The 23,438-nt window shown below is 43.6% G+C and carries 25 protein-coding genes and 2 tRNA genes; 21 read left to right on the top strand and 6 right to left on the bottom strand.

The window, feature by feature from the left end:
• The first annotated feature begins 17 nt into the window (after positions 1–17).
• From OCV65_RS04565 to OCV65_RS04540, 6 genes are all read left to right on the top strand, one after another.
• Complete coding sequence (locus OCV65_RS04565) at positions 18–1,016, top strand: metal ABC transporter substrate-binding protein (protein WP_262581078.1); 999 nt, start codon at positions 18–20, stop codon at positions 1,014–1,016.
• A gap of 11 nt (positions 1,017–1,027) precedes the next feature.
• Positions 1,028–1,735: a metal ABC transporter ATP-binding protein gene (locus OCV65_RS04560; protein ID WP_262581077.1), complete on the top strand. Its 708-nt coding sequence runs from the start codon at positions 1,028–1,030 to the stop codon at positions 1,733–1,735.
• The gene (locus OCV65_RS04555) at positions 1,735–2,568 is read left to right on the top strand and encodes a metal ABC transporter permease (protein ID WP_262581076.1); all 834 of its coding nucleotides are present in this window, start codon (positions 1,735–1,737) and stop codon (positions 2,566–2,568) included. Before OCV65_RS04560 ends, OCV65_RS04555 begins: the two co-directional genes overlap by 1 nt.
• A 5-nt stretch (positions 2,569–2,573) precedes the next feature.
• Positions 2,574–3,176: a hypothetical protein gene (locus tag OCV65_RS04550; protein ID WP_262581075.1), complete on the top strand. Its 603-nt coding sequence runs from the start codon at positions 2,574–2,576 to the stop codon at positions 3,174–3,176.
• Between the two features lie 175 nt (positions 3,177–3,351).
• Complete coding sequence (locus tag OCV65_RS04545) at positions 3,352–3,903, top strand: nuclear transport factor 2 family protein (protein ID WP_118452982.1); 552 nt, start codon at positions 3,352–3,354, stop codon at positions 3,901–3,903.
• Between the two features lie 62 nt (positions 3,904–3,965).
• Complete coding sequence (locus OCV65_RS04540) at positions 3,966–5,465, top strand: hypothetical protein (protein WP_262581073.1); 1,500 nt, start codon at positions 3,966–3,968, stop codon at positions 5,463–5,465.
• Between the two features lie 64 nt (positions 5,466–5,529).
• On the opposite strand, the gene OCV65_RS04535 is transcribed toward OCV65_RS04540, so the two are convergent.
• The 4 genes from OCV65_RS04535 to OCV65_RS04520 form a co-directional block, all read right to left on the bottom strand.
• Complete coding sequence (locus OCV65_RS04535; protein ID WP_262581072.1) at positions 5,530–6,267, bottom strand: Fic family protein; 738 nt, start codon at positions 6,265–6,267, stop codon at positions 5,530–5,532.
• An 86-nt stretch (positions 6,268–6,353) separates the two neighbouring features.
• Positions 6,354–6,424, bottom strand: a tRNA-Trp gene (locus OCV65_RS04530).
• A 361-nt stretch (positions 6,425–6,785) separates the two neighbouring features.
• Complete coding sequence (locus OCV65_RS04525) at positions 6,786–7,502, bottom strand: YwaF family protein (RefSeq protein WP_262581071.1); 717 nt, start codon at positions 7,500–7,502, stop codon at positions 6,786–6,788.
• Positions 7,495–7,833, bottom strand: a complete 339-nt coding sequence (locus OCV65_RS04520) for a hypothetical protein (RefSeq protein WP_262581070.1) — start codon at positions 7,831–7,833, stop codon at positions 7,495–7,497. The genes OCV65_RS04525 and OCV65_RS04520 overlap by 8 nt, the downstream gene beginning before the upstream one ends.
• Positions 7,834–8,136: 303 nt before the next feature.
• Between OCV65_RS04520 and nrdD the strand changes: the two genes are divergently transcribed.
• Both nrdD and nrdG read left to right on the top strand, forming a co-directional pair.
• Positions 8,137–10,326 (top strand): anaerobic ribonucleoside-triphosphate reductase, encoded by a 2,190-nt coding sequence (gene nrdD, locus OCV65_RS04515; protein ID WP_262581069.1) that lies wholly within the window; start codon positions 8,137–8,139, stop codon positions 10,324–10,326.
• Between the two features lie 450 nt (positions 10,327–10,776).
• Positions 10,777–11,301: an anaerobic ribonucleoside-triphosphate reductase activating protein gene (gene nrdG, locus OCV65_RS04510; protein ID WP_262581068.1), complete on the top strand. Its 525-nt coding sequence runs from the start codon at positions 10,777–10,779 to the stop codon at positions 11,299–11,301.
• A 139-nt stretch (positions 11,302–11,440) separates the two neighbouring features.
• On the opposite strand, the gene OCV65_RS04505 is transcribed toward nrdG, so the two are convergent.
• Positions 11,441–13,660: an alpha-galactosidase gene (locus OCV65_RS04505; protein ID WP_262581067.1), complete on the bottom strand. Its 2,220-nt coding sequence runs from the start codon at positions 13,658–13,660 to the stop codon at positions 11,441–11,443.
• A gap of 142 nt (positions 13,661–13,802) precedes the next feature.
• Between OCV65_RS04505 and OCV65_RS04500 the strand changes: the two genes are divergently transcribed.
• The 12 genes from OCV65_RS04500 (at position 13,803) to OCV65_RS04445 (ending at position 22,241) form a co-directional block, all read left to right on the top strand.
• Positions 13,803–14,726, top strand: a complete 924-nt coding sequence (locus tag OCV65_RS04500; protein ID WP_262581066.1) for a DMT family transporter — start codon at positions 13,803–13,805, stop codon at positions 14,724–14,726.
• A gap of 139 nt (positions 14,727–14,865) precedes the next feature.
• Positions 14,866–15,369 (top strand): CarD family transcriptional regulator, encoded by a 504-nt coding sequence (locus OCV65_RS04495; protein ID WP_262581065.1) that lies wholly within the window; start codon positions 14,866–14,868, stop codon positions 15,367–15,369.
• The gene (gene dtd, locus OCV65_RS04490; RefSeq protein ID WP_118383365.1) at positions 15,370–15,816 is read left to right on the top strand and encodes a D-aminoacyl-tRNA deacylase; all 447 of its coding nucleotides are present in this window, start codon (positions 15,370–15,372) and stop codon (positions 15,814–15,816) included.
• A gap of 60 nt (positions 15,817–15,876) precedes the next feature.
• Positions 15,877–15,947: transfer RNA gene (locus OCV65_RS04485), tRNA-Gly, on the top strand.
• Positions 15,948–16,103: 156 nt separating this feature from the next.
• Positions 16,104–17,324, top strand: a complete 1,221-nt coding sequence (locus OCV65_RS04480) for a ComEC/Rec2 family competence protein (protein WP_262581064.1) — start codon at positions 16,104–16,106, stop codon at positions 17,322–17,324.
• 247 nt (positions 17,325–17,571) lie between these two features.
• The gene (gene dapB / locus OCV65_RS04475) at positions 17,572–18,369 is read left to right on the top strand and encodes a 4-hydroxy-tetrahydrodipicolinate reductase (RefSeq protein WP_262581063.1); all 798 of its coding nucleotides are present in this window, start codon (positions 17,572–17,574) and stop codon (positions 18,367–18,369) included.
• A gap of 81 nt (positions 18,370–18,450) precedes the next feature.
• Entirely contained in the window at positions 18,451–19,380 is a 930-nt protein-coding gene (gene arcC, locus OCV65_RS04470; protein ID WP_262581062.1) for a carbamate kinase, read from the top strand.
• Between the two features lie 59 nt (positions 19,381–19,439).
• Positions 19,440–19,685, top strand: a complete 246-nt coding sequence (locus OCV65_RS04465) for a PRC-barrel domain-containing protein (protein ID WP_118383368.1) — start codon at positions 19,440–19,442, stop codon at positions 19,683–19,685.
• 33 nt (positions 19,686–19,718) lie between these two features.
• Positions 19,719–20,189, top strand: a complete 471-nt coding sequence (gene nrdR, locus OCV65_RS04460) for a transcriptional regulator NrdR (protein ID WP_262581061.1) — start codon at positions 19,719–19,721, stop codon at positions 20,187–20,189.
• A 12-nt stretch (positions 20,190–20,201) separates the two neighbouring features.
• Positions 20,202–20,936, top strand: coding sequence for a tRNA pseudouridine(38-40) synthase TruA (gene truA, locus OCV65_RS04455; RefSeq protein WP_118383370.1), 735 nt, complete (start codon positions 20,202–20,204; stop codon positions 20,934–20,936).
• A gap of 20 nt (positions 20,937–20,956) precedes the next feature.
• Positions 20,957–21,709: an exodeoxyribonuclease III gene (locus OCV65_RS04450; protein ID WP_262581060.1), complete on the top strand. Its 753-nt coding sequence runs from the start codon at positions 20,957–20,959 to the stop codon at positions 21,707–21,709.
• A 1-nt stretch (position 21,710) separates the two neighbouring features.
• On the top strand, positions 21,711–22,241 hold the full coding sequence (locus OCV65_RS04445; protein ID WP_118452962.1) for an isochorismatase family protein: 531 nt from the start codon (positions 21,711–21,713) through the stop codon (positions 22,239–22,241).
• 47 nt (positions 22,242–22,288) lie between these two features.
• Here the strand turns inward: OCV65_RS04445 and ymfI are convergent, their stop codons facing one another.
• On the bottom strand, positions 22,289–23,023 hold the full coding sequence (ymfI, locus tag OCV65_RS04440; protein WP_262581059.1) for an elongation factor P 5-aminopentanone reductase: 735 nt from the start codon (positions 23,021–23,023) through the stop codon (positions 22,289–22,291).
• A gap of 183 nt (positions 23,024–23,206) precedes the next feature.
• Between ymfI and OCV65_RS04435 the strand changes: the two genes are divergently transcribed.
• Positions 23,207–23,438, top strand: a 232-nt coding sequence (locus tag OCV65_RS04435; RefSeq protein ID WP_262581058.1) for an HD domain-containing protein, incomplete at its 3' end; no start/stop codon positions are given.

Raw genomic sequence — 23,438 nt, 5'->3', positions numbered from 1 at the left:
GGAGGTTTTATCATATCATGAAAAAATATATTTCTATCATTCTAGCCGTAGTATTATCGATCTGCGGTCTTTCAGCCTGCGGTCAGGCAGATTCCAATCAGACAACAGAAAAAGACGAAAAACAGATTAAGGTAGTAACAACCATCTTCCCGGAATATGACTGGGTACGTGAAATAGCAGGTGACGCAAGCGATCATGTAGATCTGACGATGTTACTGGATAACGGAGTGGATCTTCACAGCTACCAGCCGACATCGGAAGACATCATGAAGATATCGGACTGTGATCTGTTCATTTACGTGGGCGGAGAATCCGATGCATGGGTAGAAGACGCACTGAAAGAGGCAGTAAACAAAGACATGAAAGTCATTAATCTACTGGATGTTCTGGGCAATTCTGTAAAGGAAGAAGAGGTTGTAGAAGGCATGGAAGCTGAGGAAGAAGAGTCGGAGGAGGAATCTGAAGAGGAGAAAGAACCGGAGTATGATGAGCATGTGTGGCTTTCATTGAAAAATGCAAAGGTCTTTTGTAAGGCAATTGCAGATGATCTGAGCGAAATTGATAAAGATCACGCGGAGACTTATCAGAAGAATGAAGAGAATTATGCGGCAAAATTAGATGAACTGGATCAGAACTACCAGAAAACAGTGGATGAGGCATCGCAGAAGACGTTATTATTTGGAGACAGATTCCCGTTCCGCTATATGGTAGATGATTATGGTCTGGATTATTATGCAGCATTTGTGGGATGCTCGGCAGAGATGGAAGCAAGTTTTGAAACGATCACATTTTTGGCTGGAAAACTAGGTGAACTGGGACTTAAGAATGTGATGACGATTGAAAAATCTGACCAGAAGATTACCAAAGCCATTATTGAAAATACGAAAGATAAGAATCAGAAGATCCTGACGTTAGATTCCATGCAGTCCGCGACATCGGATGATGTGAAAGCAGGAATGACCTATCTGTCTGTTATGGAAGATAACCTGGAAGTATTAAAAGAAGCATTGCAGTAGGAGGGAAGAAGATGCAGCTTGAATGTAGAGACCTAACGGTAGGATATGATGGTAAGGCAATTTTGAAAAATATTAATTTTTCAGTTGAAGAGGGAGAGTATTTAAGTATAGTAGGTGAAAATGGATCAGGGAAATCGACATTGATGCGTACCCTGCTCCGGCTTCAACAGCCATTAAGTGGAGAAGTAATATTGGGAAATGGTCTGAACAGAGAAGAGATAGGGTATCTGCCGCAACAGACTGTCATCCAGAAAGACTTCCCGGCATCCGTGAGAGAAATTGTTCTCTCCGGATGTCAGAACCGCTGTGGGCTGAGACCATTTTATAACCGTGAGGAAAAAGAGTATGCGTATCAGATGATGGAGAAAATGCAGATCATACATCTGGAAAAACGATGTTACCGCGAATTATCAGGGGGACAGCAACAGAGAGTACTGTTTGCTAGGGCACTCTGCGCTACCAGAAAAATACTTCTGTTGGATGAACCGACAGCAGGTCTGGATCCTAAGGTGACAAAAGAAATGTATCAGTTAATCTATGAACTGAATCAGAGAGATAAACTAACGATTGTGATGATCTCACATGATCTGAGAGCAGCACTCACTTACTCGAGTCATATTCTTCATACCGGCAAACATGTATTCTTCGGAACAAAAGAAGAATATATCAGACACGCAAGGCACAAAGAATATATAAAAGCAGCAGGAGGTATAAAGTGATGGATAAATTAATTCTGTATTTTCAGTATCCATTTGTGCGGTATGCAATGATTGTTGGCGTGCTGATTGCGATGTGTTCTTCGCTGCTTGGTGTCACACTGGTTCTGAAACGTTTTTCATTTATTGGAGACGGACTTTCCCATGTGGCATTTGGAGCGATGGCGGTGGCGGCAGTATTAAATTTTACAAATAATATGTTGTTTATTCTTCCGGTTACGATTGTGTGCGCGATTCTGTTGTTAAGAACCGGGCAGAATACAAAAATCAAAGGAGATGCGGCAGTTGCCATGATATCGGTAAGTGCGCTGGCAATTGGATACATGCTGATGAATATATTTTCAACAGGACCGAACGTGTCCGGTGATGTGTGCAGTACCCTGTTTGGTTCGACATCCATATTAACCCTTACTTCGGCACAGGTAAAAGTATGTGTAATATTGTCTGTGTTAGTTGTAATATTATTTGTGTTTTTTTATCATAAGATATTCTGTGTAACCTTCGATGAATCATTTGCGAAGGCAACGGGAATGAAAACAGATTGCTATAATCTGTTGATTGCAGTGATTACGGCAGTGATTATTGTACTGGCAATGAACTTGGTGGGATCACTACTGATCTCAGCATTGATTATTTTCCCGGCATTGTCAGCGATGCGGATATTTAAGTCATTTTTATCTGTAACAATCTGTTCCGTGGTATTGTCTGTTGTATGTGCAGTTCTGGGATTGTTATTGTCTATTCTGGCAGGAACACCGGTAGGGTCTACGATTGTAGTGACAGATATGGTGGCATTTGGTGTATTTAGCGTAATAGGTAAATTGACAGGGAGGTAATGTCCGTGAAAAGAACAGGAATAGGGATCTGGCTGCTGGTAGCAGTGGTGTTGATATCAGGCTGTGGAAAGCAGACGGACAATGGAAAAGGGATTAATAATGGAAAAACGGTAGATAAAGTTATAGAAAGTCAGGTAAAAAAAGAAGAACAAAAGAAAACTGAAGAATCGACCAAAGAAGATACTCAGAAAAATGATCAACAGAATACAGATACGCAGACGCCAGAGAGCGTACAGGGATCAGTCAATGCGCCTGAGGCGTCTGTAGATGTGGATCTTTCGGTAATGGACAGTGACATGATCTATGCAACGGTTTATCAGATGATGTCTGATCCGGAACAGTATGTGGGTAAGACATTCCGGATTGAGGGGAAGTTTTACGTAACATATGATGAAATGACAAAAAATCAGTATTATTATTGTGTGATTAAGGATGCAACAGAGTGCTGTGCACAGGGACTGGAATTCGTATGGGGAGATGGCTCACACATTTATCCGGATGAATATCCGACCGATGGAACGGAAGTAGTCGTGGATGGCACTTTTGAACTATATATGGAAAAGGACAGCAGATATTGCAGATTGGCAAATGCGGATTTCTATTTCTAATTTGCAGACATAATCTACTCCAACTGTGTTATACTGTAGATAATGACGACAGCAGGTAGGTAAGTGATTGAACATCCACAGGTCAAGATACGGAAACAGGTGGAAGCAGAACTGGATAAATTTATCTGATAAGAGATATTATCGGAAAATAATATAATAGCAGGAGGAATGCAATATGAAGATTATGAAACAGGATGTAAAGATTCAGAAGCTCGTCATTGAGGTGATGAAGCATGTGCGGCAGCAGACCTACACACCGGAGCAGTTGTGTGAGCGTCAGCGTATATTGGATGCACAGTATTTCTATTATTGGTCTATGGACATGAAGAAAGAAGAGTACGTCTGCGACCTTTTTACGGAAGATTTTACATACCGGTGCTTTACCGAGAGTCCGACAGAGCCGAAGGATCAGGCAATGCGTTCGAAGTATGTGAACCGTAATATGATGACGATGCATATGAGCCACAATCCGCTGATTTGGCTGATCGACGAGACACATGCGAGAGGTATTTTCCTGTATGAGGATAACAACTCCTACAAAGATCACACGGTAGAAGGCTTCTCCATGTACTGTAATGATTTCCGCAAATGCGAGGACGGTGTATGGCGCATCAGCAAGATGCGGATCGGCTATCGCAAGATGAACGGCGCACTGGATGATTACGATGTGCCGAAGGACTGGGAACCGAAGAAATGGGAAGAATGGAACTGCCATATGGAAGTGTAAGATAAAGTACTTGAATTCTCCTGAGTTGGTGCTAAAATGGTATCAATTTAGGAGGATTTTTTATGGGGAGATCAGATAAAGCAAAATGGTTGATAGTAGTTCCGGCAATGCTTGGCATTGTTTTTGTGACCTATGTGGAACATACAACGGATATCTGGGGATTTGGTGCATTTATCTGCCAGCTGATTGCAATTTTGGAATTGGCTTATGGTCTACGAATCGCGATGCTGGCACAGAACAGAAAGAAGTCCTATCAGTTAGCACCGGAGGAACGGCATGAGTATGCGAAGTATTTATATGAAAAGCAGTATCGGCGTTATCCTGTTGTGGCGAATCAGATGCTTTTTGTTATGGCGAGAATGAGTGTGCTTCTTGGTAAGTACGAGCGCGCAGGAGAAGAACTCGTAGATATTCGTACGGATAAATGCAATCCGGTGCAGTTGAAACTCTATTATTATCTGAGGATTATAACAGCACAGGCGACAGAAAATGTGGATAGTGTACAGGAGAATCTGACTCGTTTTGCCGGCATCCTGGATGTAAAAGGTGTATATCCGTCAGAAGCAGAGATTGCTATGTGGATAGAGCAAAGAGACACAATACAGATAGCAGAAGCGCTTAAGAAGGCGGTGCCAGATAAAAAAGAGCATCCGATGCGGATTGGTATTATTACTGTGATTCTTGCGTATAGTACATTTTTCTATGGTCTGTGGTATGGCATTAACCGTGATATGGGATATGAAGTGAGATATCATTTCGCGGAAATATCAATCGTTGTTGTTGGAATCGGTCTGGCAGTTCTTATAATCTGGGGAATTGTGAGTTTATACATACACAATTGCCAGGAATTAGCTGTGCAGTCGGGTAAAAGCAGGGTGGCATTGATAATCGTCTATGGCGCTGCAGCAATATTTGCACTTTTGATCCTTGGAATGAGTAGTCTGAGTGTAGTGCTAGGAATGGATGGGATAGAGACAGTAACAGATCATGATAGCAAATATACGTATATAACCGTGCAGGAGGATTACGGCGGCGAGCGGAGATACCGAGCCAATAATCCATTTGTTATGCAGAGTATGGACAGCTTATGGTTGTCTTCGGATACAACGGATGCTGATGAGAATAATGAAGAATCGCCGGATACGAATACAGGGAATTCATCAGAGACAGAAGATAGTCACAGCGAGGATACGGTAGAAGATTCCGAGATGGAAGGACAGCATGATGGTCTGACGATTCAGAATGCAATGCTGGCAGTCTATAATTATCTGCAGGAGCAGAATACTCTTCAAAATATGGCATTCAGTTACACAGCAAATGCGAAAGGAGAAGTTTATGCTATTGTCAGTGAAATGCAGGAAACAAAAGATGGCAATACGGTAAATGTGAGATACTGTCTGTATGATAATGGTTCCAAGACAGATGCAGATGGTAATTCCTGCGAAGAATTGGTGCTGGAAAAAGTATATCCGGACGGTAATTATGAGACTGAATTGATGGATTTTTATCTGGTAAACGCGGATACGATGCAGGTGACAGACGAACAGAAGAATACGTGGTAGAAGGTACTAAAAAAGGATATTTCCGTGGCGGAAGTATCCTTTTGCTAACTAGTAATGTTTCGTTTTATTCGGCAAAAAAGTATTCGCATTGATTAAAATAGAATTCCTGTTCTTTCTGGAAAAGAGTGGTCAATGCAGTTACAGTACCGTTCTGACGATACGCTTTTAATGCTTCCAGATATTCCGGACGATTGGCGTCTTCGATAATAAACGGAGATATATCGTGACGCAGACATTCACGGAAGAGAATGATACGTCCGGTGCGTCCGTTTCCATCTTGAAACGGATGAATGATTTCATAGCGCGCATGAAATTCTGCCAGTGTTTTTAAAGAGACATCTTGCGTGTGATACCAGTTTAGTAATTCAGTCATTGCTTCTGGAACCTGAGACGGCAGAGAAGTCTGAAGAATACCGATCATGTTGGGACGCTTTTTGTAATCACCAATGGCATAGCCGTTGGCACGATCCTCGAATACGCCACTTTTTAATTCGAAATGAAAGCTTTTAATTATTTGTTGGTCAAGCGCGGCATCCAAGGTATCTAACATTTTGTTGAACATTAAAAAATGTCCATTCATTTCTTCGACATCTTTGGCTCGGTAATAATCATCGGTTTTAGGTAAGATACCGGTATCAAAAAGCGAGGCGGTCTGTTCTTCGGTGAGCGTGCTGCCTTCGATTTTATTGGAATTGTATGCTAACAGACGCTGCGAGAAGCCGTAAACACCGGAACGGTCACGCTTAGTATGTTCGATTTTGAAACGTTCTAATAAATTGCGGATAAAATCTGCTGTGTTCATAGAGGTTCCTTTCTTCTTGGTAGATGTATAATTTTGTTAGCATATAATAAAAAGACATTTATCACTGTGATAAATGTCTTTTGTGACAGGGGATGAGAGAATCGAACTCCCGCTAAGAGTTTTGGAGACTCCTGTCATACCATTTGACCAATCCCCTATATTGTTGTCATCGGTTACAACCGACTAAATATTTATACCACAGAATCTATACAGTTGTCAAGAAAATAATGGCTATTATTTGTCAAAGTTATATTTATAATGTTATTTTATGATGCCAGGGTCAAAAGGTCTAAATCCACATGAGCTCGCTCATAAGTGGATGAAAGACCTTGGGACCCGCCCCAATATGAGCCTAAAAGTGGGATGCTAATCCCACGATATGCGAATAATTGGGAGGATTGTGGGAGTGCATAGCACGGAACAATCCGCAGGCATCATAGTTGGGGGCTTTTGACCCCAACATCATTTTATCATATGAATATGTCATTTATAAATACAAAAGTTATAAAAAAGACTATTTATAATAGTATCAGGCTATGTCTGCGGTATAACAAATTCCAACCCTTATGCAATACTCCTGCTCCAACAACCGACATCGCAATATAACTTCCGATGCCCCAGCCGTTCCCCAGTGCTTTTGCAATCTCGCAGAATACTTTCTGTTGCATAGTATAGCGGGGACTGATATAGAACATATTAATGGTACCGAGAGGATACAGCGTAAGATTCAGTACTGTTGCGATCAGACAGCAGCCGAGATATAGGCATACGCTGAACTGTAAGCCTTTTTTGGTATGGTCGGTGCGGTGATCCAACCCGCTGATAAAGCCAAGGGTGATCAGCAGGATATGCCATGCATAGGAATGGATTGTCAGCGGGAGATATCCATAGTGCATGCCGCTGGTGTCAAAGAAGGCGAAGATACCTCCTAACAGTCCGAAATCCATGAGAAAGCTTTGGAGCCTGGAACTTATATGGCAGCAGGTGGTTTGACGTGCAGATGAGTCTGTATGACAGTTTACAAGGAAGAGTACGCCGAGTGTCAGACATACATACATGGGAATACTACATAGCTGAAATGGCAGATACCACCAGATATAGTGTCCGTCGTTGATTGCATAGGTCAGCGTCCACTGCTTCCAGAGCTCACTTGCAAGCATCACAAACCCTGCCAGACCATAGATTGGTGAGACAGGGCTTGTGCTACATTTGAAATTAGATTCGGCTTTATGCATAACGCTCCAGATCCTCTGCGAAAGCGTCATATTGTGCCTGAAGCCTGCTGAGAGCAGATTCTGACAGAGAGTCAAGAAGAGCTTCCATATCAGAGCGTATCTGAGTCGGATTATATGGAATTTCCAGTGCAAAATCGCTGTAGGCACGCATTTTCTGAAAATACATGGCTGTTTCGTTCTTTTCGTTTGAGCTGCGGCACATATTATACATCATCACACAATCGCATGCATCAACCTCTGTGCATTCCTTGCAGATCCATTTGCCAAGAAAATAATACTTCCCATTAATCTCATAGATAAATCCCGGCTGAGAAAGTAATTGTTCAATCATTTTTGAAAACCCTCCTGAATATTCATAAAAAATAGTATGTCCTATAATTATATTAAGAATACCACATTTTGAGCATTTCGGGGGATGGAAATTCAGTTTTCCCAGTAAATACGCGGTTTGCGGAGACTTGCAGGAAATCATGCAAAAATTAATTTTAAAAACTCCAAATAAGGACTTTCTTTTCTATACATTTTGTGGTAAGATTCTTTAAGACAACACAAGATATTGTGTTTATTGACGTAAAACAGTATTTCGTTACATAAGATATAACATAAAGGATTCAAAGGGGAGGAGCAGTGTATCATGGATATTCAGGTTAAGACAAAGGTCATCAAACGTAATGGAGAAGAGGTGAATTTTGATCTTACCAAGATCGAGAATGCGATTAATAAAGCGAATGCTGAGGTTGACAATATTTACAAGATGAACGAGTATCAGATTCGTGCCATTGCAGACGATATTGCACAGCAGGTTGGTGAGATGCGTCACGCAGTACATGTGGAGGATATCCAGGATATGGTGGAGACCAGCATTATGGGAATGCGTGGATACGAAGTAGCACAGAAGTATGTGCGTTACCGTTATAAGAGAGAACTTGCTCGTAAGTCGAATACAACAGATAATGGAATTCTTGCGTTGATCGAGCATGTGAATGAGGAAGTGAACCAGGAGAATTCTAATAAAAACCCGGTGATCAACTCTACACAGCGTGATTATATGGCAGGGGAGGTCAGCAAGGATCTGACCAAGCGAGTTTTGCTTCCGGAAGATATCGTACAGGCGCATGAGCAGGGCGTGATCCATTTCCATGATTCGGATTATTTTGCACAGAAGGAACACAACTGTGATCTGATCAATCTGGAGGACATGCTTCAGAATGGTACCGTTATCAGTGAGACATTGATTGAGAAGCCGCACAGCTTCTTTACTGCATGTAATGTTACGACACAGATTGTGGCTCAGGTAGCAAGTAATCAGTATGGCGGACAGTCATTTACACTGGCACACCTGGCACCGTTTGTGGATATCAGTCGTCAGAAATTGAAAAATATCGTGATCCGCGAGCGCAAGGAATGTGGTGAGAGCCTGGATGAGAAGATTATCGAGAAGCTTACTGAGAGCCGACTGAAGGATGAGATTAAGAGTGGTATCCAGACCATTCAGTATCAGTTGATTACATTGATGACTTGTAACGGTCAGGCACCGTTTGTAACTATGTTCATGTATCTGGATGAAGTACCGGAAGGCAAGACCAGGGATGACCTTGCGATGATCATTGAAGAAGTAATGAAACAGAGAATGCAGGGCGTCAAGAATGAAAAAGGTGTATGGATCACACCTGCATTCCCGAAGCTGATCTATGTACTGGACGAAGATAATATTACAGAAGATTCCAAGTACTGGTATCTGACAGAACTGGCTGCAAGATGTACAGCTAAGCGTATGGTACCGGATTATATTTCTGCCAAGGTTATGAAGGAGCTGAAACAGGGCAATGTATATCCTTGTATGGGATGCCGTTCATTCCTGACAGTAGAGGATGCCCAGCGCAATCCTGATGGAAGTCACAAGTTCTATGGCCGTTTTAATCAGGGCGTGGTTACAATCAATCTGGTGGATGTGGCCTGTTCTGCAGAGGGAAATATGGATCGTTTCTGGGCAATCCTGGAAGAGAGACTGGAACTGTGTCATCGTGCACTTCGTTATCGTCATGAGAGACTGCTTGGCACAATTTCTGATGTGGCTCCGATTTTATGGCAGTATGGAGCACTGTCCAGACTGAAGAAGGGCGAGACTATCGATAAGCTGTTATACAATGGATATTCTACCATTTCACTGGGATATGCCGGATTGTATGAGATGTGCGTCCGCATGACGGGTAAGTCACACACAGACCCGGATGGAAGAGCATTTGCGGTCAGTGTTATGCAGAAGCTGAATGATAAATGTAAAGAATGGAAAGAAGCAGAGCATATCAGCTATTCAGTATATGGTACTCCGATGGAGTCTACCACATACAAATTCGCCAAATGCTTACAGAAGAGATTCGGTATCATCAAGGGTGTAACTGATAAAAACTATATTACGAACAGTTATCACGTTCATGTAACTGAGGAAATCAATGCATTTGACAAACTGAAATTTGAAGCAGATTTTCAGAAGCTGTCTCCGGGAGGTGCGATCAGCTACATTGAAGTACCGGATATGCAGCAGAATATCCCGGCAGTACTTTCTGTTATGAAGTTTATTTATGAGAACATCATGTATGCAGAACTGAATACCAAGAGTGATTACTGTGAGTGCTGCGGGTATGACGGAGAGATCCAGATTAAGGAAGACGAGTCTGGCAAGCTGGTCTGGGAATGTCCGAACTGTGGTAATACAGATCAGAACAAGATGGCAGTAGCCAGAAGAACCTGTGGTTATATCGGAACCCAGTTCTGGAATCAGGGAAGAACCCAGGAGATCAAAGACCGAGTATTACATTTATAATTTTATAGACGTTTACAGGATGAGAGTAAAAGAGACGAATGACCGTTAGGGTGGTTCGTCTCTTTTCTTTTAGATGAAACTTTTGGTATAGTCTGAAACTAATCAAACATTTCCTTACGAAGAAGAATTCAGTTCATGTGCTGAATGATGTGAACTTTCAGATTGATGAAGGAGAGATTTTCGGTATCGTAGGATTTTCAGGAGCCGGTAACGTCATAACTGATCAATGACCATGGAATATACACCATTAAAGACAAAAGAGCTGATTCAGAAGAGATGCCGTCTTGCGGTAGACTTTGGCGAATAGCGGGTAGGATTGTGAGAGTGCGTAGCACGTAACAATCCGTGGGCATTATAAAGGATGTCAATATCATGACGTGATAGACCTTGCACAATCTTCCCGACATCGATATAATGAATAGACACAGAGGCAGATGGAGGATGACAGGCATGTACTATGGAAATATTAAAACATATGATATTGCAGATGGACCGGGCGTCCGGGTGAGCCTGTTTGTATCAGGATGCAGACACCATTGCAAGGGGTGTTTCAATGCGGAGACATGGAATTTTGATTACGGACAGCCATACACACAAGAGACAGAAGATGCACTGATTAAGAGCCTGGCGCCGGATTATATTCAGGGACTAAGTGTCCTTGGCGGGGAACCCTTTGAACCGGAGAATCAGCCGGAAGTGGCGAGACTGATAAAGCGGGTAAAAGAGACTTATCCCAATAAGGATATCTGGTGTTATTCCGGATATCTGTACGATGTGGATATGCAGCCAGGCGGCAAAGTCCATACAGATGTGACGGATGAGATTTTGTCGTATATTGATGTGCTGGTTGACGGAGAGTTTGTAGAGGAATTAAAGGATATTACACTTTTATTCCGTGGCAGCAGAAACCAGCGGCTGATCTGCCTGAAAGAGGGCAAGGATGTCGGACGCTACGATGAGCTTGTAAAGAGATAAAAAGGAAATGTAAAATAACACTGGCAGATAAGTCTGGATGACTTGTCTGCCAGTTTGTGCAATAAGCCGCCATGCAGAAATCGTGCTTGCACGGATTTCTATAGGGCGGCCAATGTTCATCGAGCCGTCAGGCGGAACGTTATTCTGCCTGCAGGATGAAAAGTCTGGAGTCGAAGTCGCAGCTTGGCTTCCGTCCCATGAGTTCACCACACATAGAGTCAGAAGTTGAAAGTCCTGCATGCATCAGTTCGTCACCGTAGAATGACTGCGTACTGTCTTTCAAATGGTAACACAGATCGGGATTCAATCCCAAAAGACGGATCCTGCTGAATGGAGCATTGGTCTGATTAAGTATCTTATACCAGCCAACAATTGCCGTCTTCTGATCATCACTTACAACCATCCAGCTTGTGATATTACCGTCAAATGGACTTGCAATCCGGTAAAAAGTACCGAACTGGAACAAGTGTCTCCATTTTTTCATAAATGTAGTCTGCCTGCGGACTTCAGCCTGTTCTTCATCAGTCAGGGTGTTCAGATCCAGTTCATAGCCGAATGTTCCAAAATATGCCACATTTGCACGGGTGGACAATGGAGTGATCCGGAAAAGCTGATGGTTAGGAACGGCTGACACGTGGCTTCCGATGGAACTGATCGGATAGCAGTAGGAAGTTCCGTATTGGATCTTCAGCCGGTCAACGGCATCGGTATTGTCGCTGGTCCATCCCTGTGGCGCATAGTAGAGCATACCCGGGTCAAAGCGGGAACCGCCGCTTGCGCAGGATTCAAACAGTACTTCCGGGAATTCTGATGTCAGCTTCTCATACAGTGCATATACACCGAGAATATACCGATGGAAGACTTCACCCTGACGGTCTGCCGGTAGAAGTGCAGAATAGCATTCGGTAATGTAACGGTTCATATCCCATTTGATATAAGAAATATGTGCATTCCGGAGGAGGTCTGACATCTGTTGATAGAGATGTTCCACGACATCATTTCTGGAAAAATCTAATACATACTGGTGTCTGGTAAGGGAAGAATGCCGATGCGGTGTCTTAAGTAGCCAGTCCGGGTGCGAACGGTACAGATCAGAGTCTGCATTTACCATTTCTGGCTCAAACCAGAGACCAAATTTCATGCCGAGCGCCTCTACTTTTGCGGACAATCCTGCGATACCATCCGGTAACAGCTCTTTGTTAGGTGTCCAGTCACCGAGTCCGGCAAAGGAATTTCTCCGTGCCCCGAACCATCCATCATCCAGTACGAATAGTTCTACACCACAGTCTTTGGCACGTCTGGCAATATCCAACAGTTTCTCTTCCGTAAAGTCAAAATAAGTGGCTTCCCAGTTATTGATCAGGATCGGACGCGGTCTGTCGCGCCAGTATCCTCTGGCAAGGCGCTTCTGATACAGCTTATGGAAGGTCTGGCTTAAGTGGTTTAATCCGCAGGAGGTGTAGACCATGACAGCTTCAGGTGTCTGAAAGTCAGCACCAGGGGAAAGTTTCCAGTCAAAAGTATCCGGATGAATACCCATCAGGATTCGTGTAACGCTCTGGTTATCTACTTCTGCCTGTGCAAGAAAATTACCACTGTATACCAGGCTGAATCCAATGGCTTCGCCCTGGAGTTCATCGGTATGCGGTCGTTTTAAGATCACAAATGGATTGTGCTCATGGGAAGAAGCACCACGTGTGCTGCCAATGGAAGTGATGCCCGGAACCAGTTCGCGGGTATGAAGATAACGCTCTCTGCCCCATGCACCGGAGAACTGCATCCACTGATAATTGGAATCAGGAAGATCCAGAGAAAGGCTCATGGCGCGGCCAAGGTGCAGAATTTCCGTCCCCTGATTGACAAAATGTACACTGCGGGCGATAATGCCACCCTGATTGAAAATGGTATAAAGAAGTTCTGCCATCAGTCCGGTCACCGGATCTTTTAATACCAAAAACAAAGTCATTGCTTCGGAATCATCTTCGGTGTAAGTGGCAGGAAGCCCCGGAAGATGCGGTTTGCCGTGTTCAATGCGGTATCCCTTATATTGAAAATCTGACAGATGACTGCCATTTTCCTGGATCACTTCTACTGCCGGCTCACGGAAATCAGAAGTGCCGTATACCGGATATTCCTGTTTTAGATGTTCCAGACACATGGTGTTCAGTTCCTCGGAATAGTATGCAGAATTGGTGCGGTAGCAAGTCTCTAAGAGATGCGAGAAATCTTCCCGGTCTCGGATTGCTGCACCGAAATATAACTGTCCTATCTGACCATTTGGCAGAATCATCATAAGGTAACTGATGTCGTTGTTATATAAGTGAAAAATACCTGTTGATTTGTGAAATGTAATGTTCATAAGCATGTCCTCCATATGTAGGTTTATTATACTTGATTTGATATGCAAATAAAAGAATGTAATACTTTGTATTTTTATACAGATATGGTAAGATAGAACGAATGGCATTAGATTAAAGAAATAACAGGAGGAATGAGACGATATGAAGACAAAGAATGCTGTATTATTATTCACAGCAGCATTTATATGGGGAACTGCGTTTGTGGCGCAGAGCGTAGGCATGGAATATCTCGGACCGTTTGGCTTCAACGGAATCCGTAATTTTGTCGGAAGTCTGGCATTGCTTCCGTGCATTTTCTTATTAAATAAAATCAATCGCAGATCAGAAGCAGTAGAACAGAACGAACCGCAGAGAGACAGAAAAGTATTGTGGATCGGAGGGATTTGCTGTGGGTTGTGCCTGTTTGTGGCAAGTACCCTGCAGCAGATTGGTATGCAGTATACCAGTGTGGGAAAATGTGGATTTATTACCGCTTTTTATATTGTACTTGTGCCGGTATTTGGTATTTTCTTAAAGAAGAAAGTTGGATGGAAAGTCTGGATGGCAGTAGCGCTTGCAGTGGTGGGACTGTATTTTTTATGTATCACAGACGGATTCTCATTAGGAAAAGGTGATATCTATATCTTTTTGTGCGCAGTAGTATATACGATGCATATTTTGGTTATTGATCATTTTGCACCAAAGACGGACAATGTGAAAATGTCCTGTATCCAGTTTATGGTAGTAGGTGTGCTGTCGGTACCATTTATGCTGATACTGGAAACCGTGACTTTTGATGCAGTGATCAAAACGGCGGGACCGATCCTTTATGCCGGTGTTATGTCCAGTGGTGTTGCATATACAGTTCAGATCATTGGACAGAAAGGTATGAATCCGGCAGTGGCGTCATTGATCTTAAGCCTGGAATCCAGCATTTCCGTACTTTCAGGATGGGTGCTCCTCGGGCAGACGCTGACAGCAAGAGAAGGAATTGGCTGTGTGTTGATGTTTGTGGCAATCATACTTGCACAGATTCCGACCAAAAATACAGAAAGAAAATGTATAGACAATTGCGTTGAAATATAAAAAAAGAAAAAAAGTTCTTACAAAACAAACAAAAATCTGCTAATATAGTATATAAAGGCGGAAACTGGAATTTTCTGTCTGAAACTAATGGATATATAGAAAGGATATCAGTTGAAACATAGCAGAAAGGAGAATTAGAATGTTTGAGATAGGAACGTATATTGTATGTGGTCAGCATGGTGTGTGCAGAGTGGAAGACATTGGGAAACTAAAATTGTCAGAGGCTTCAGGCAATAAGGATTATTATACGTTATCTCAGGTGTATTCTCGTGGAGGCGTATTGTATGTTCCGGCTGACAGTGATAAGATTATCATGCGTCCGGTTATTACGAAAGAGGAAGCAGAAGATCTGATCGCCCATATGACAGAGATCGATCCGATTCAGATAGACAATGAAAAGCGTAAGGACGATATATTTAAACAGGCATTTAAGACCTGTGACAACAGAGAATGGGTAAAGATACTCAAGACTCTGTATGCCAGAAAGCAGCTGCGGCTGTCGAAGGGAAAGAAGGTTACAGCAAGTGATGAGCGTTTTCTGCGCACTGCGGAGGACAATCTTTACGGCGAACTGGCAATCTCTCTCGGTATTGACCGCAAAGCGGTGGAAGGCTACATTATAGATAAGATAGAGGTTCAGTAAATGAGATTTGTAATTCAGAGAGTAACACATGCAGATGTAAAAGTAGACGGAGAGACGATTGGTGAGATCGGGAAAGGGTTCATGGTATTGATCGGAGTGGCTGACTCCGATACTAAGGAGATTGCAGATAAGATGATCAAGAAGATGATCGGTCTGCGTATATTTGAAGATGAGGAGGGCAAGACCAACCTGTCGCTGGATGCGGTAGGCGGAAGCCTGCTTCTGATATCACAGTTTACATTGTATGCTAACTGTAAAAAGGGTAACCGTCCAAGCTTCATCGAAGCAGGTAAGCCGGATATGGCTAATGAGATGTATGAATACATCATTGCCAAATGTAAAGAATCTGTAGAGACAGTAGAAAAAGGGAGCTTTGGCGCGGACATGAAAGTCAGCCTGACCAATGACGGACCATTCACGATTGTGTTGGATTCGGATCGGTTATAGATTAGACATAAAGTTTCAAACAAATTCATAAAGAATATAAGTGTTGCACAGACGGCACATGCAGATATGGTTCATCGGTAGAACGCCGGCTTCCCAAGCCGGAGAGGCGGGTTCGACTCCCGTTATCTGCTTTTTTATATGCAAAAAAATCTGTGATATTTCCGCTATTCGGTCAAAGTGTTATAATATATGATAACGGGTAAAAGGCCTGAATCCACATGAGTCTGCGCATAAGTGGATGCAAGACCCTGAAACACCAGTATATATTCATTTGGGGAGGAATAGATGTGAAAAACAGAATGAAAAAGAGATGTATGGCATCAATTCTGGCACTGGTTATGATGTGTCTGCTTGGCGCATGCGGCACAGATAAAGCTGATACGAAGCTATATCAAAAAGAAAGTAAGGAGACCGATAGTTCATCAACTCAGGATGATACATCAGAAGACAAGTCTGTGGATGACAGCGAAGCAGGGGATATGACGGTACATTTTCTGGATGTAGGACAAGGTCTGTCGATATTGGTACAGTCAGAGGGACAGACGATGATCTACGATGGCGGTGACCGTTCGACGTCAAGCTTTGTGGTTTCATATCTGAAAGAACAGAATGTATCCAAGATTGATTATCTGATCTCTTCGCATTATGATTCGGATCACATGGCGGGATTAATTGGTTGTTTGAATGCATTTGAAGTCGATCATGTGATATCCAGTGATTATGTACATGACAGTAAATTATATACTTCTTTTGTAAATACGGTGGACGAGAAGGGACTGGAAATGGAGCATCCGGAAGTCGGAACTACATTTTCCTTTGGAAGTGGTTCATTCCAGATACTGGCACCGGCAGAAACCGATCCGAATGGAAGTAATAATAATTCGGTAGCAATCAAGCTGACAAATGGAAGCAACAGCTTTATATTTACAGGGGATGCGGAAGCATCCAGTGAGGCAGCAATGTGTAATTCCGGGATTGATCTGGACTGTGATGTGCTGGTTCCGGGACATCATGGATCAGCGACAGCAACGTCCTGGGATTTCCTGCAGAAGACAGTTCCGGAATATGCAGTCATAAGCTGTGGACAGGATAATCAGTATGGGCATCCGGATAAAGATACTATGGATAAACTGGAAAGCATGGATATCCAGGTGTATCGTACAGACAAACAGGGAACTATTACAGTCACAAGTGATGGCACAAATCTGACATGGAGTACAGAGCCGTGTAATGATTACACGCCGGGAGATGCAGAGGATCAGGGAACTCAGGCTGTGGGATCAGAAAGCAAAGCGGAAAGCAGCGAATCGGTACAAAGTCAGGCAGTGCAGAGTCAGACAGCAGATACGCAGGATGTGGGTACTGAAGATCAGGTATGGGTATCTGCTACAGGCAGCAAGTACCACAGCCGGAATAATTGTGGTACCATGAACCCGGATGCGGCAACACAGATGTCCCGTTCGGAGGCAGAAGCAAAGGGATTAACACCTTGTAAGAAGTGTTATTAAATATAAAATATATGGAGGAGCAATTTATGGAAAGAGTAGTTGAGTTTTTGAAAGATGCAGAAGTGTTCTACTTTAAGAATGCAACAGCAACGTTCTAGGCATTTACACATGATCCGGAAGTGGTGGGACTGGGATAAAAAATCTGCCTCAGACTGCCCCAAACCCACTCTTTTGTGTTATACTGAACGCATGAGAATCGATAGATACCGGACATGGTGTTTCATTTAATGTGAGAGGAGTCTGTATTATGAAAGTGATAGTAATTGGACCTAGAGGTAAGATGGGAAAGCTGATCACACAGGTGGCAGCTGAACGTGACGATATGGAGCTGGTGGCTGGTGTTGCACCGGCAGGCAGAGATTATGTGGGACAGGATCTGGGGATGGTCGCATTGATCGGACGTAATCTCGGCGTTCCGGTAGTAGATGATCTGGCGGCTGTAATCGATGGTTGTGATGTGATCATAGATTTTTCTACCAGGGAGAATGCCCTGAAGGTATTGGATCTGGCAGTGAAGCATGGCAAGGCATTGGTATGTGGTACGACAGGCTTCAGCGAAGAGGAATTTGCAAGATTTAAAGAAGCAGCGAAGACAATCCCGATGCTTTATGCAGCGAACACTTCCAAGCTTGTGAATATTATGAATAAGCTGCTGGAGATGGTAACTAAGACACTGGGTGAAGATGCAGATATTGAGATTTTGGAAATGCATGATCAGTGGAAGAAGGATGCTCCGAGCGGAACTTCCAAAGAGATGGGAGAGATTATGGCACATGCTATGGGCAAAGAGCTTTCTGATATCGCAGTATACGGACGCGAAGGTGAGTCGCCGAGAGAGAAGGGAACCATTGGATATCATTCTTTGAGAGCCGGTAATATTCCGAGCAGCCATACCGTATTTTTCGGATGCATGGGTGAACGCCTGGAGATCACACATCACACCTATAACTGGGAATGTTTTGCAAGAGGAGCCTGCGACTGTGCGGCATATCTGGAAGATAAAGGTCCTGGATTCTATAGCGTACAGGATGTGCTGAATCTTTAGACTTGCATTTCATAATCGCAGATATTATTATTACTACATACATAATGCATAGATTTTAATGAAGATAAAGGAGACAGATAGATGAAGAAGAAAGTGGTTGTAGCATTAGGACACAGAGCACTGGGAACAACACTTCCAGAGCAGAAGGAAGCAGTTAAGCGTTCAGCAGGCATGATCGCAGATCTGATCGAAGAAGGATATCAGGTAGCGATCACACATAGTAATGCACCGCAGCTGGGCATGATCCATACAGCATTGAATGAGTTTGGCAAAAGCCATACCGATTACACACAGGCCCCAATGTCCGTATGTTCGGCTATGAGCCAGGGATATATCGGATATGACCTTCAGAATGCAATCCGCACAGAGCTTTTGGACAGAGGCATTTTCCGTACTGTCAGTACGATCCTGACACAGGTAACGGTAGATCCTTATGATGAAGCATTTTATACACCGACCAAGGTGCTTGGAAGATATATGTCGGCAGAGGATGCCGCAGCAGAACGTAAGAAAGGTAACTATGTAGTAGAAGAACCGGGTAAGGGATTCCGAAGAGTTGTATCTGCACCGAATCCGGTTAGTATTGTTGAGATTGAGGCAATCAAGACCCTGGTCAATGCAGATCAGGTAGTTATCGCATGCGGAGGCGGTGGTATTCCGGTACTGGAACAGGATCACCGTCTGAAAGGCGCCAGTGCTGTAATTGAAAAAGACCTGGCAGCAGGTAAGCTTGCAGAAGAACTGGACGCAGATGAACTGATCATTCTGACCAGCGTTGAAAAGGTATGTATCAATCTGGGTAAAGAGAATGAAGAAGAACTCGGAGAGATTACCGTAGAGGAAGCAAAGCAGTACATGGAAGAGGGACATTTTGGTGTCTACAACATGCTTCCGAAGTTCCGTGCATCGGTAGAATTTATCGAGCAGCGGGAAGGCAGAGAAGCCATCATTACATCTTATGATAAATTGATGGAAGGACTGAAAGGAAAGACAGGAACGATTATCCGATAATTAAAGAAGCTGATGCGCCGATCACCTTTTTACTGCATATACTGTAGAGAGGTGATCGTATGCGACTATGTGAATTTCAGAAAAAGGAAGTTATCAATTCCTGTGATTGCAGTAAGATCGGATATGTGACTGATTTGATATTTGATGAATGCAGTGGCTGTATCGAAGCAATCATAGTGCCTAAGGGCGGCAGGTTCTGTTTCCTGTTTGGAGAAGATACAGAGCTTGTGATACCATTTCAGTGCATCAAAAGGATCGGCCCGGATATTATATTGGTAGAAATGCATGAGAAAAAACCGTGTTGAGGTACAGCAGACTGAGAAGAGGAGAGACTTATAATGAAGTGCCCATATTGTAACCACCCTGACACCAGAGTGATTGACTCCAGACCAGCGGAGGATGGCAGTGCGATTCGCAGAAGAAGATCCTGCGATGAATGCGGAAAACGTTTCACAACTTATGAAAAGGTAGAGACGATTCCGCTTATCATTATTAAGAAAGATAACAATCGAGAACAGTATAACAGAAGCAAGATTGAGCGAGGCATTATTCGTGCGTGCTATAAGCGTCCGGTATCTGCTGAGGCGATCCAGAAGACAGTAGAGCGGATTGAGATTAAGATCTTTAATCTGGAAGCAAAAGAGGTCTCCAGTACAGATGTCGGTGAGATCGTTATGGATGAGCTGAAAGAACTGGACGAAGTGGCATATGTACGTTTCGCTTCTGTATACAGAGAGTTTAAGGATGTGAACACCTTTATGGACGAGATCAAGAAGATGATGTTGGATCGTTCAAAGGGGGATAAATAGACGGAGTAATGTATGAGAACATATAAGATGACCATTTCCTATGACGGCACTCGTTATCAGGGATGGCAGCGCCAGGCTATGACGGACAATACGATCCAGCATATCCTGGAATGGACCATCGGACGTATGGTAGGATACCGTGTACAGGTAGACGGTTCCGGACGTACGGACAGTGGCGTGCATGCACGTGGTCAGGTGGCCAGCGTGAAGCTGTCGAAGCTGTATGATGTGGAAGACCTGAAGGATGCATTGAACCGTTCGCTGCCGGAAGATATACGTATCATCCGGGTGGAACTGGTGCGTAATGGATTCCACGCCAGAAAGAGTGCTAAGGGAAAGAAATATGAATATTATATAGACTGCCGGGAAAAACCTGATGTATTTTCCCGGAAGTATTGTTACCATTATCCGGTCAAGCTGGATATTGAGGCAATGCGTGATGCGGCGGATTATCTGGTCGGAACGAAGGATTTTACAAGCTTTACAGATAACCGTGAGACGAGAGATACAATAAGAAGGATTTACAGTATCAAGGTAGTGCGGGCAGGAGATAAAGTGCGCATTACTTATTATGGATCGGGATTCATGTATCATATGGCAAGAATTCTTACCGGTACACTGATCGAAGTGGGGGCAGGTAAGAGAGAAGCGTCGAATCTTCCGCTTGTGCTGGAAGCAAAAGACAGAAGCATGGCGGGATTTCTTGCACCGGCCAGAGGACTTTTCCTCAGAAAAGTATATTACTAAAGACAGATGGAGGATGAGACATGAAATTTGTTTCATGGAATGTAAATGGAATCCGTGCCTGCGTGAAAAAGGGATTTGTGGATGTATTTCAGGAACTGGATGCGGACGTATTCTGTATTCAGGAAAGTAAGCTGCAGGCGGGGCAGCTGGATCTGGATATGCCGGGGTACCATCAGTACTGGAATTACGCTGTAAAGAAAGGGTATTCAGGAACAGCAATATTTACAAAAAAAGAACCGCTTAGTGTATCTTATGGCATTGGGATTGAGGAGCATGACCAGGAAGGCCGAGTGATCACACTGGAATTTGAAGATTATTATTTTATCACTGTGTATACGCCAAATTCACAGAGTGAGCTGGCGAGACTGGATTACCGTATGAAATGGGAAGAGGATTTTCTGGCGTATCTGAAGAAACTGGAAGAGACGAAGCCGGTGGTGTTCTGTGGAGATCTTAATGTCGCTCACAGAGAGATCGACCTCAAGAATCCGAAGACCAACCGTAAGAATGCAGGCTTTACCGATGAAGAACGTGGCAAGTTTGGCGAACTGTTGGATGCGGGATTTATCGATACATTTCGTTATTTCTATCCGGATGCAGAGGGCATCTATTCCTGGTGGTCATATCGGTTCAGTGCCAGAGCAAAGAATGCCGGATGGAGAATTGACTATTTTTGTGTATCCGAGGCATTAAAAGACAGACTGGTAGATGCGAAGATCCTGACAGATGTGATGGGTTCGGATCATTGTCCTGTCGTGCTGGAGATGAAGTGATATGAGAATAGAACGAGAACATACGGCAGCATTGATCGTAGATTTTCAGGAGAGACTGGTTCCTGCGATTGCAGACCATGAGGCATTGATGGAGCGCGTGCGGATTCTGCTTCAGGGCTTAAAAGCATTAGAGATTCCGATGACTGTAACACAGCAGTATACAAAGGGACTGGGGATGTCTGTGCCGGAGGTCTGGGAAGCATCCGGAGAGACAGAATATCTGGATAAGATTTCTTTCAGTGCACTGGAAGTGGCAGAGCCGAAGATTCATGATAAGAAGTATATTCTGGTATGCGGAATGGAAGCACATTGTTGTGTATTGCAGACGGTGATCGATCTGGCGGGGGCAGGGTATGTGCCTGTACTTGTGACAGACTGCATTGGAAGCAGAAGAGAGAGTGACCGCGAGATGGCGATCCGCAGAGCAGAACAGGAAGGTGCTGTTCTTACGAGCAGTGAAGCGATATTATTTGAGTTATTAAAAGAAGCGGGAACGCCGCTCAGCAAAGAGATATTAAAGATTGTAAAGTAGTAGAGAAGAAGCATAAAAGAAAAGTAAGAGGGTATATCTAACGTTTGTTAGATATACCCTCCGTCTATTCCTATGACTTGTCCGGTCATGTATTCCGGACTGTTAATAATCTGCCATGCAAGATCTGCAACTTCATCTGGGTCAGCAAATCGTCCTGCCGGAATGTCTTCAGCAAGTGCAGCGCGTTCTTCGGCGGATAACTGATGATTCATCTCTGTATCAATAACACCGCATGCAAGTGCATTTACCGCAATATGGCTGGGAGCATACTCTTTTGCAAGTGCTTTGGTCAGTCCGTTCATGCCGGATTTGACAGCAGAGTAAGCAGCCTCGCAGGAAGCACCGACAGTTCCCCACATGGATGAGATATTCAGGATCCGTCCGGATTTGGCAGAGACCATATCTTTCAGTGCTTCGCGGGAGCAGTAGAATGCAGACGACAGATTGGAAGCCAGCAGACGATCCCATTCGTTATCAGTCATGTCGATCAGAAGTCCGATATGGCTGATACCGGCATTGTTGACCAGTACATCTAAGCCGGGACATATTTTATGAATTTCCTGAAACATCCGGCGCACCTGATCCGGATCACCTACATCACCGGTAGTTATAGTACAGCTTCCGCCGGGCATACTCAGGATTTTATTTTGTACTTCTTCAAGTTCATTCAGAGAAGTTCGGCAGTTTAAGAAAACATGATATCCTTCTCTGGCGAATTTTAAGGCGATGCTCCGCCCGATTCCGCGGGAAGCACCTGTTACTAGTATATATTTCTGATTCATAGAATTATTGCGCTCCAATCACAATGATGTAAGTATAGTATACCGTATCCAGAATGAAAATAAAAGCAATGAATAGTGAACATACGGAATGAGGGGGTTGACGACAGTAGAAAATTGCCGGATAATAAAAACAGAAATTATCAGAAACTATCAGAAGCGAATACAAGGAGAAGGTACAAAAGCATGATCGATAAGGCAATCGAATTTGCAACCAGGGCACACAGAGGACAATTTCGAAAGGGAACCAGACGACCTTACATCGTACATCCGATTGAAGTAGGAGATATTGTCTGCTCTATGACAACAGATGAAGAAGTCATCAGTGCAGCTTATCTTCACGATACCATAGAAGACTGCGAAGGTGTGACGGAAGAGGTCATTTCCAGAGAGTTTTCAGAACGGGTGGCTAAGCTGG

This window comes from Dorea ammoniilytica, from assembly GCF_025567415.1.
In the GTDB taxonomy this organism is placed as follows: Bacteria; Bacillota; Clostridia; order Lachnospirales; family Lachnospiraceae; genus Claveliimonas; species Claveliimonas ammoniilytica.
Note: the sequence above shows the minus strand (reverse complement) of the source record. Positions and strands in the feature narration are given on the sequence as shown.

Coding starts and splice junctions, on each gene's coding strand:
- OCV65_RS04565 (WP_262581078.1), top strand. CDS start 18: ATGAAAAAATATATTTCTATCATTCTAGCCGTAGTATTATCGATCTGC.
- OCV65_RS04560 (WP_262581077.1), top strand. CDS start 1,028: ATGCAGCTTGAATGTAGAGACCTAACGGTAGGATATGATGGTAAGGCA.
- OCV65_RS04555 (WP_262581076.1), top strand. CDS start 1,735: ATGGATAAATTAATTCTGTATTTTCAGTATCCATTTGTGCGGTATGCA.
- OCV65_RS04545 (WP_118452982.1), top strand. CDS start 3,352: ATGAAGATTATGAAACAGGATGTAAAGATTCAGAAGCTCGTCATTGAG.
- OCV65_RS04540 (WP_262581073.1), top strand. CDS start 3,966: ATGGGGAGATCAGATAAAGCAAAATGGTTGATAGTAGTTCCGGCAATG.
- OCV65_RS04535 (WP_262581072.1), bottom strand. CDS start 6,267: ATGAACACAGCAGATTTTATCCGCAATTTATTAGAACGTTTCAAAATC.
- OCV65_RS04525 (WP_262581071.1), bottom strand. CDS start 7,502: ATGCATAAAGCCGAATCTAATTTCAAATGTAGCACAAGCCCTGTCTCA.
- OCV65_RS04520 (WP_262581070.1), bottom strand. CDS start 7,833: ATGATTGAACAATTACTTTCTCAGCCGGGATTTATCTATGAGATTAAT.
- nrdD (WP_262581069.1), top strand. CDS start 8,137: ATGGATATTCAGGTTAAGACAAAGGTCATCAAACGTAATGGAGAAGAG.
- nrdG (WP_262581068.1), top strand. CDS start 10,777: ATGTACTATGGAAATATTAAAACATATGATATTGCAGATGGACCGGGC.
- OCV65_RS04505 (WP_262581067.1), bottom strand. CDS start 13,660: ATGAACATTACATTTCACAAATCAACAGGTATTTTTCACTTATATAAC.
- OCV65_RS04500 (WP_262581066.1), top strand. CDS start 13,803: ATGAAGACAAAGAATGCTGTATTATTATTCACAGCAGCATTTATATGG.
- OCV65_RS04495 (WP_262581065.1), top strand. CDS start 14,866: ATGTTTGAGATAGGAACGTATATTGTATGTGGTCAGCATGGTGTGTGC.
- dtd (WP_118383365.1), top strand. CDS start 15,370: ATGAGATTTGTAATTCAGAGAGTAACACATGCAGATGTAAAAGTAGAC.
- dapB (WP_262581063.1), top strand. CDS start 17,572: ATGAAAGTGATAGTAATTGGACCTAGAGGTAAGATGGGAAAGCTGATC.
- arcC (WP_262581062.1), top strand. CDS start 18,451: ATGAAGAAGAAAGTGGTTGTAGCATTAGGACACAGAGCACTGGGAACA.
- OCV65_RS04465 (WP_118383368.1), top strand. CDS start 19,440: ATGCGACTATGTGAATTTCAGAAAAAGGAAGTTATCAATTCCTGTGAT.
- nrdR (WP_262581061.1), top strand. CDS start 19,719: ATGAAGTGCCCATATTGTAACCACCCTGACACCAGAGTGATTGACTCC.
- truA (WP_118383370.1), top strand. CDS start 20,202: ATGAGAACATATAAGATGACCATTTCCTATGACGGCACTCGTTATCAG.
- OCV65_RS04450 (WP_262581060.1), top strand. CDS start 20,957: ATGAAATTTGTTTCATGGAATGTAAATGGAATCCGTGCCTGCGTGAAA.
- OCV65_RS04445 (WP_118452962.1), top strand. CDS start 21,711: ATGAGAATAGAACGAGAACATACGGCAGCATTGATCGTAGATTTTCAG.
- ymfI (WP_262581059.1), bottom strand. CDS start 23,023: ATGAATCAGAAATATATACTAGTAACAGGTGCTTCCCGCGGAATCGGG.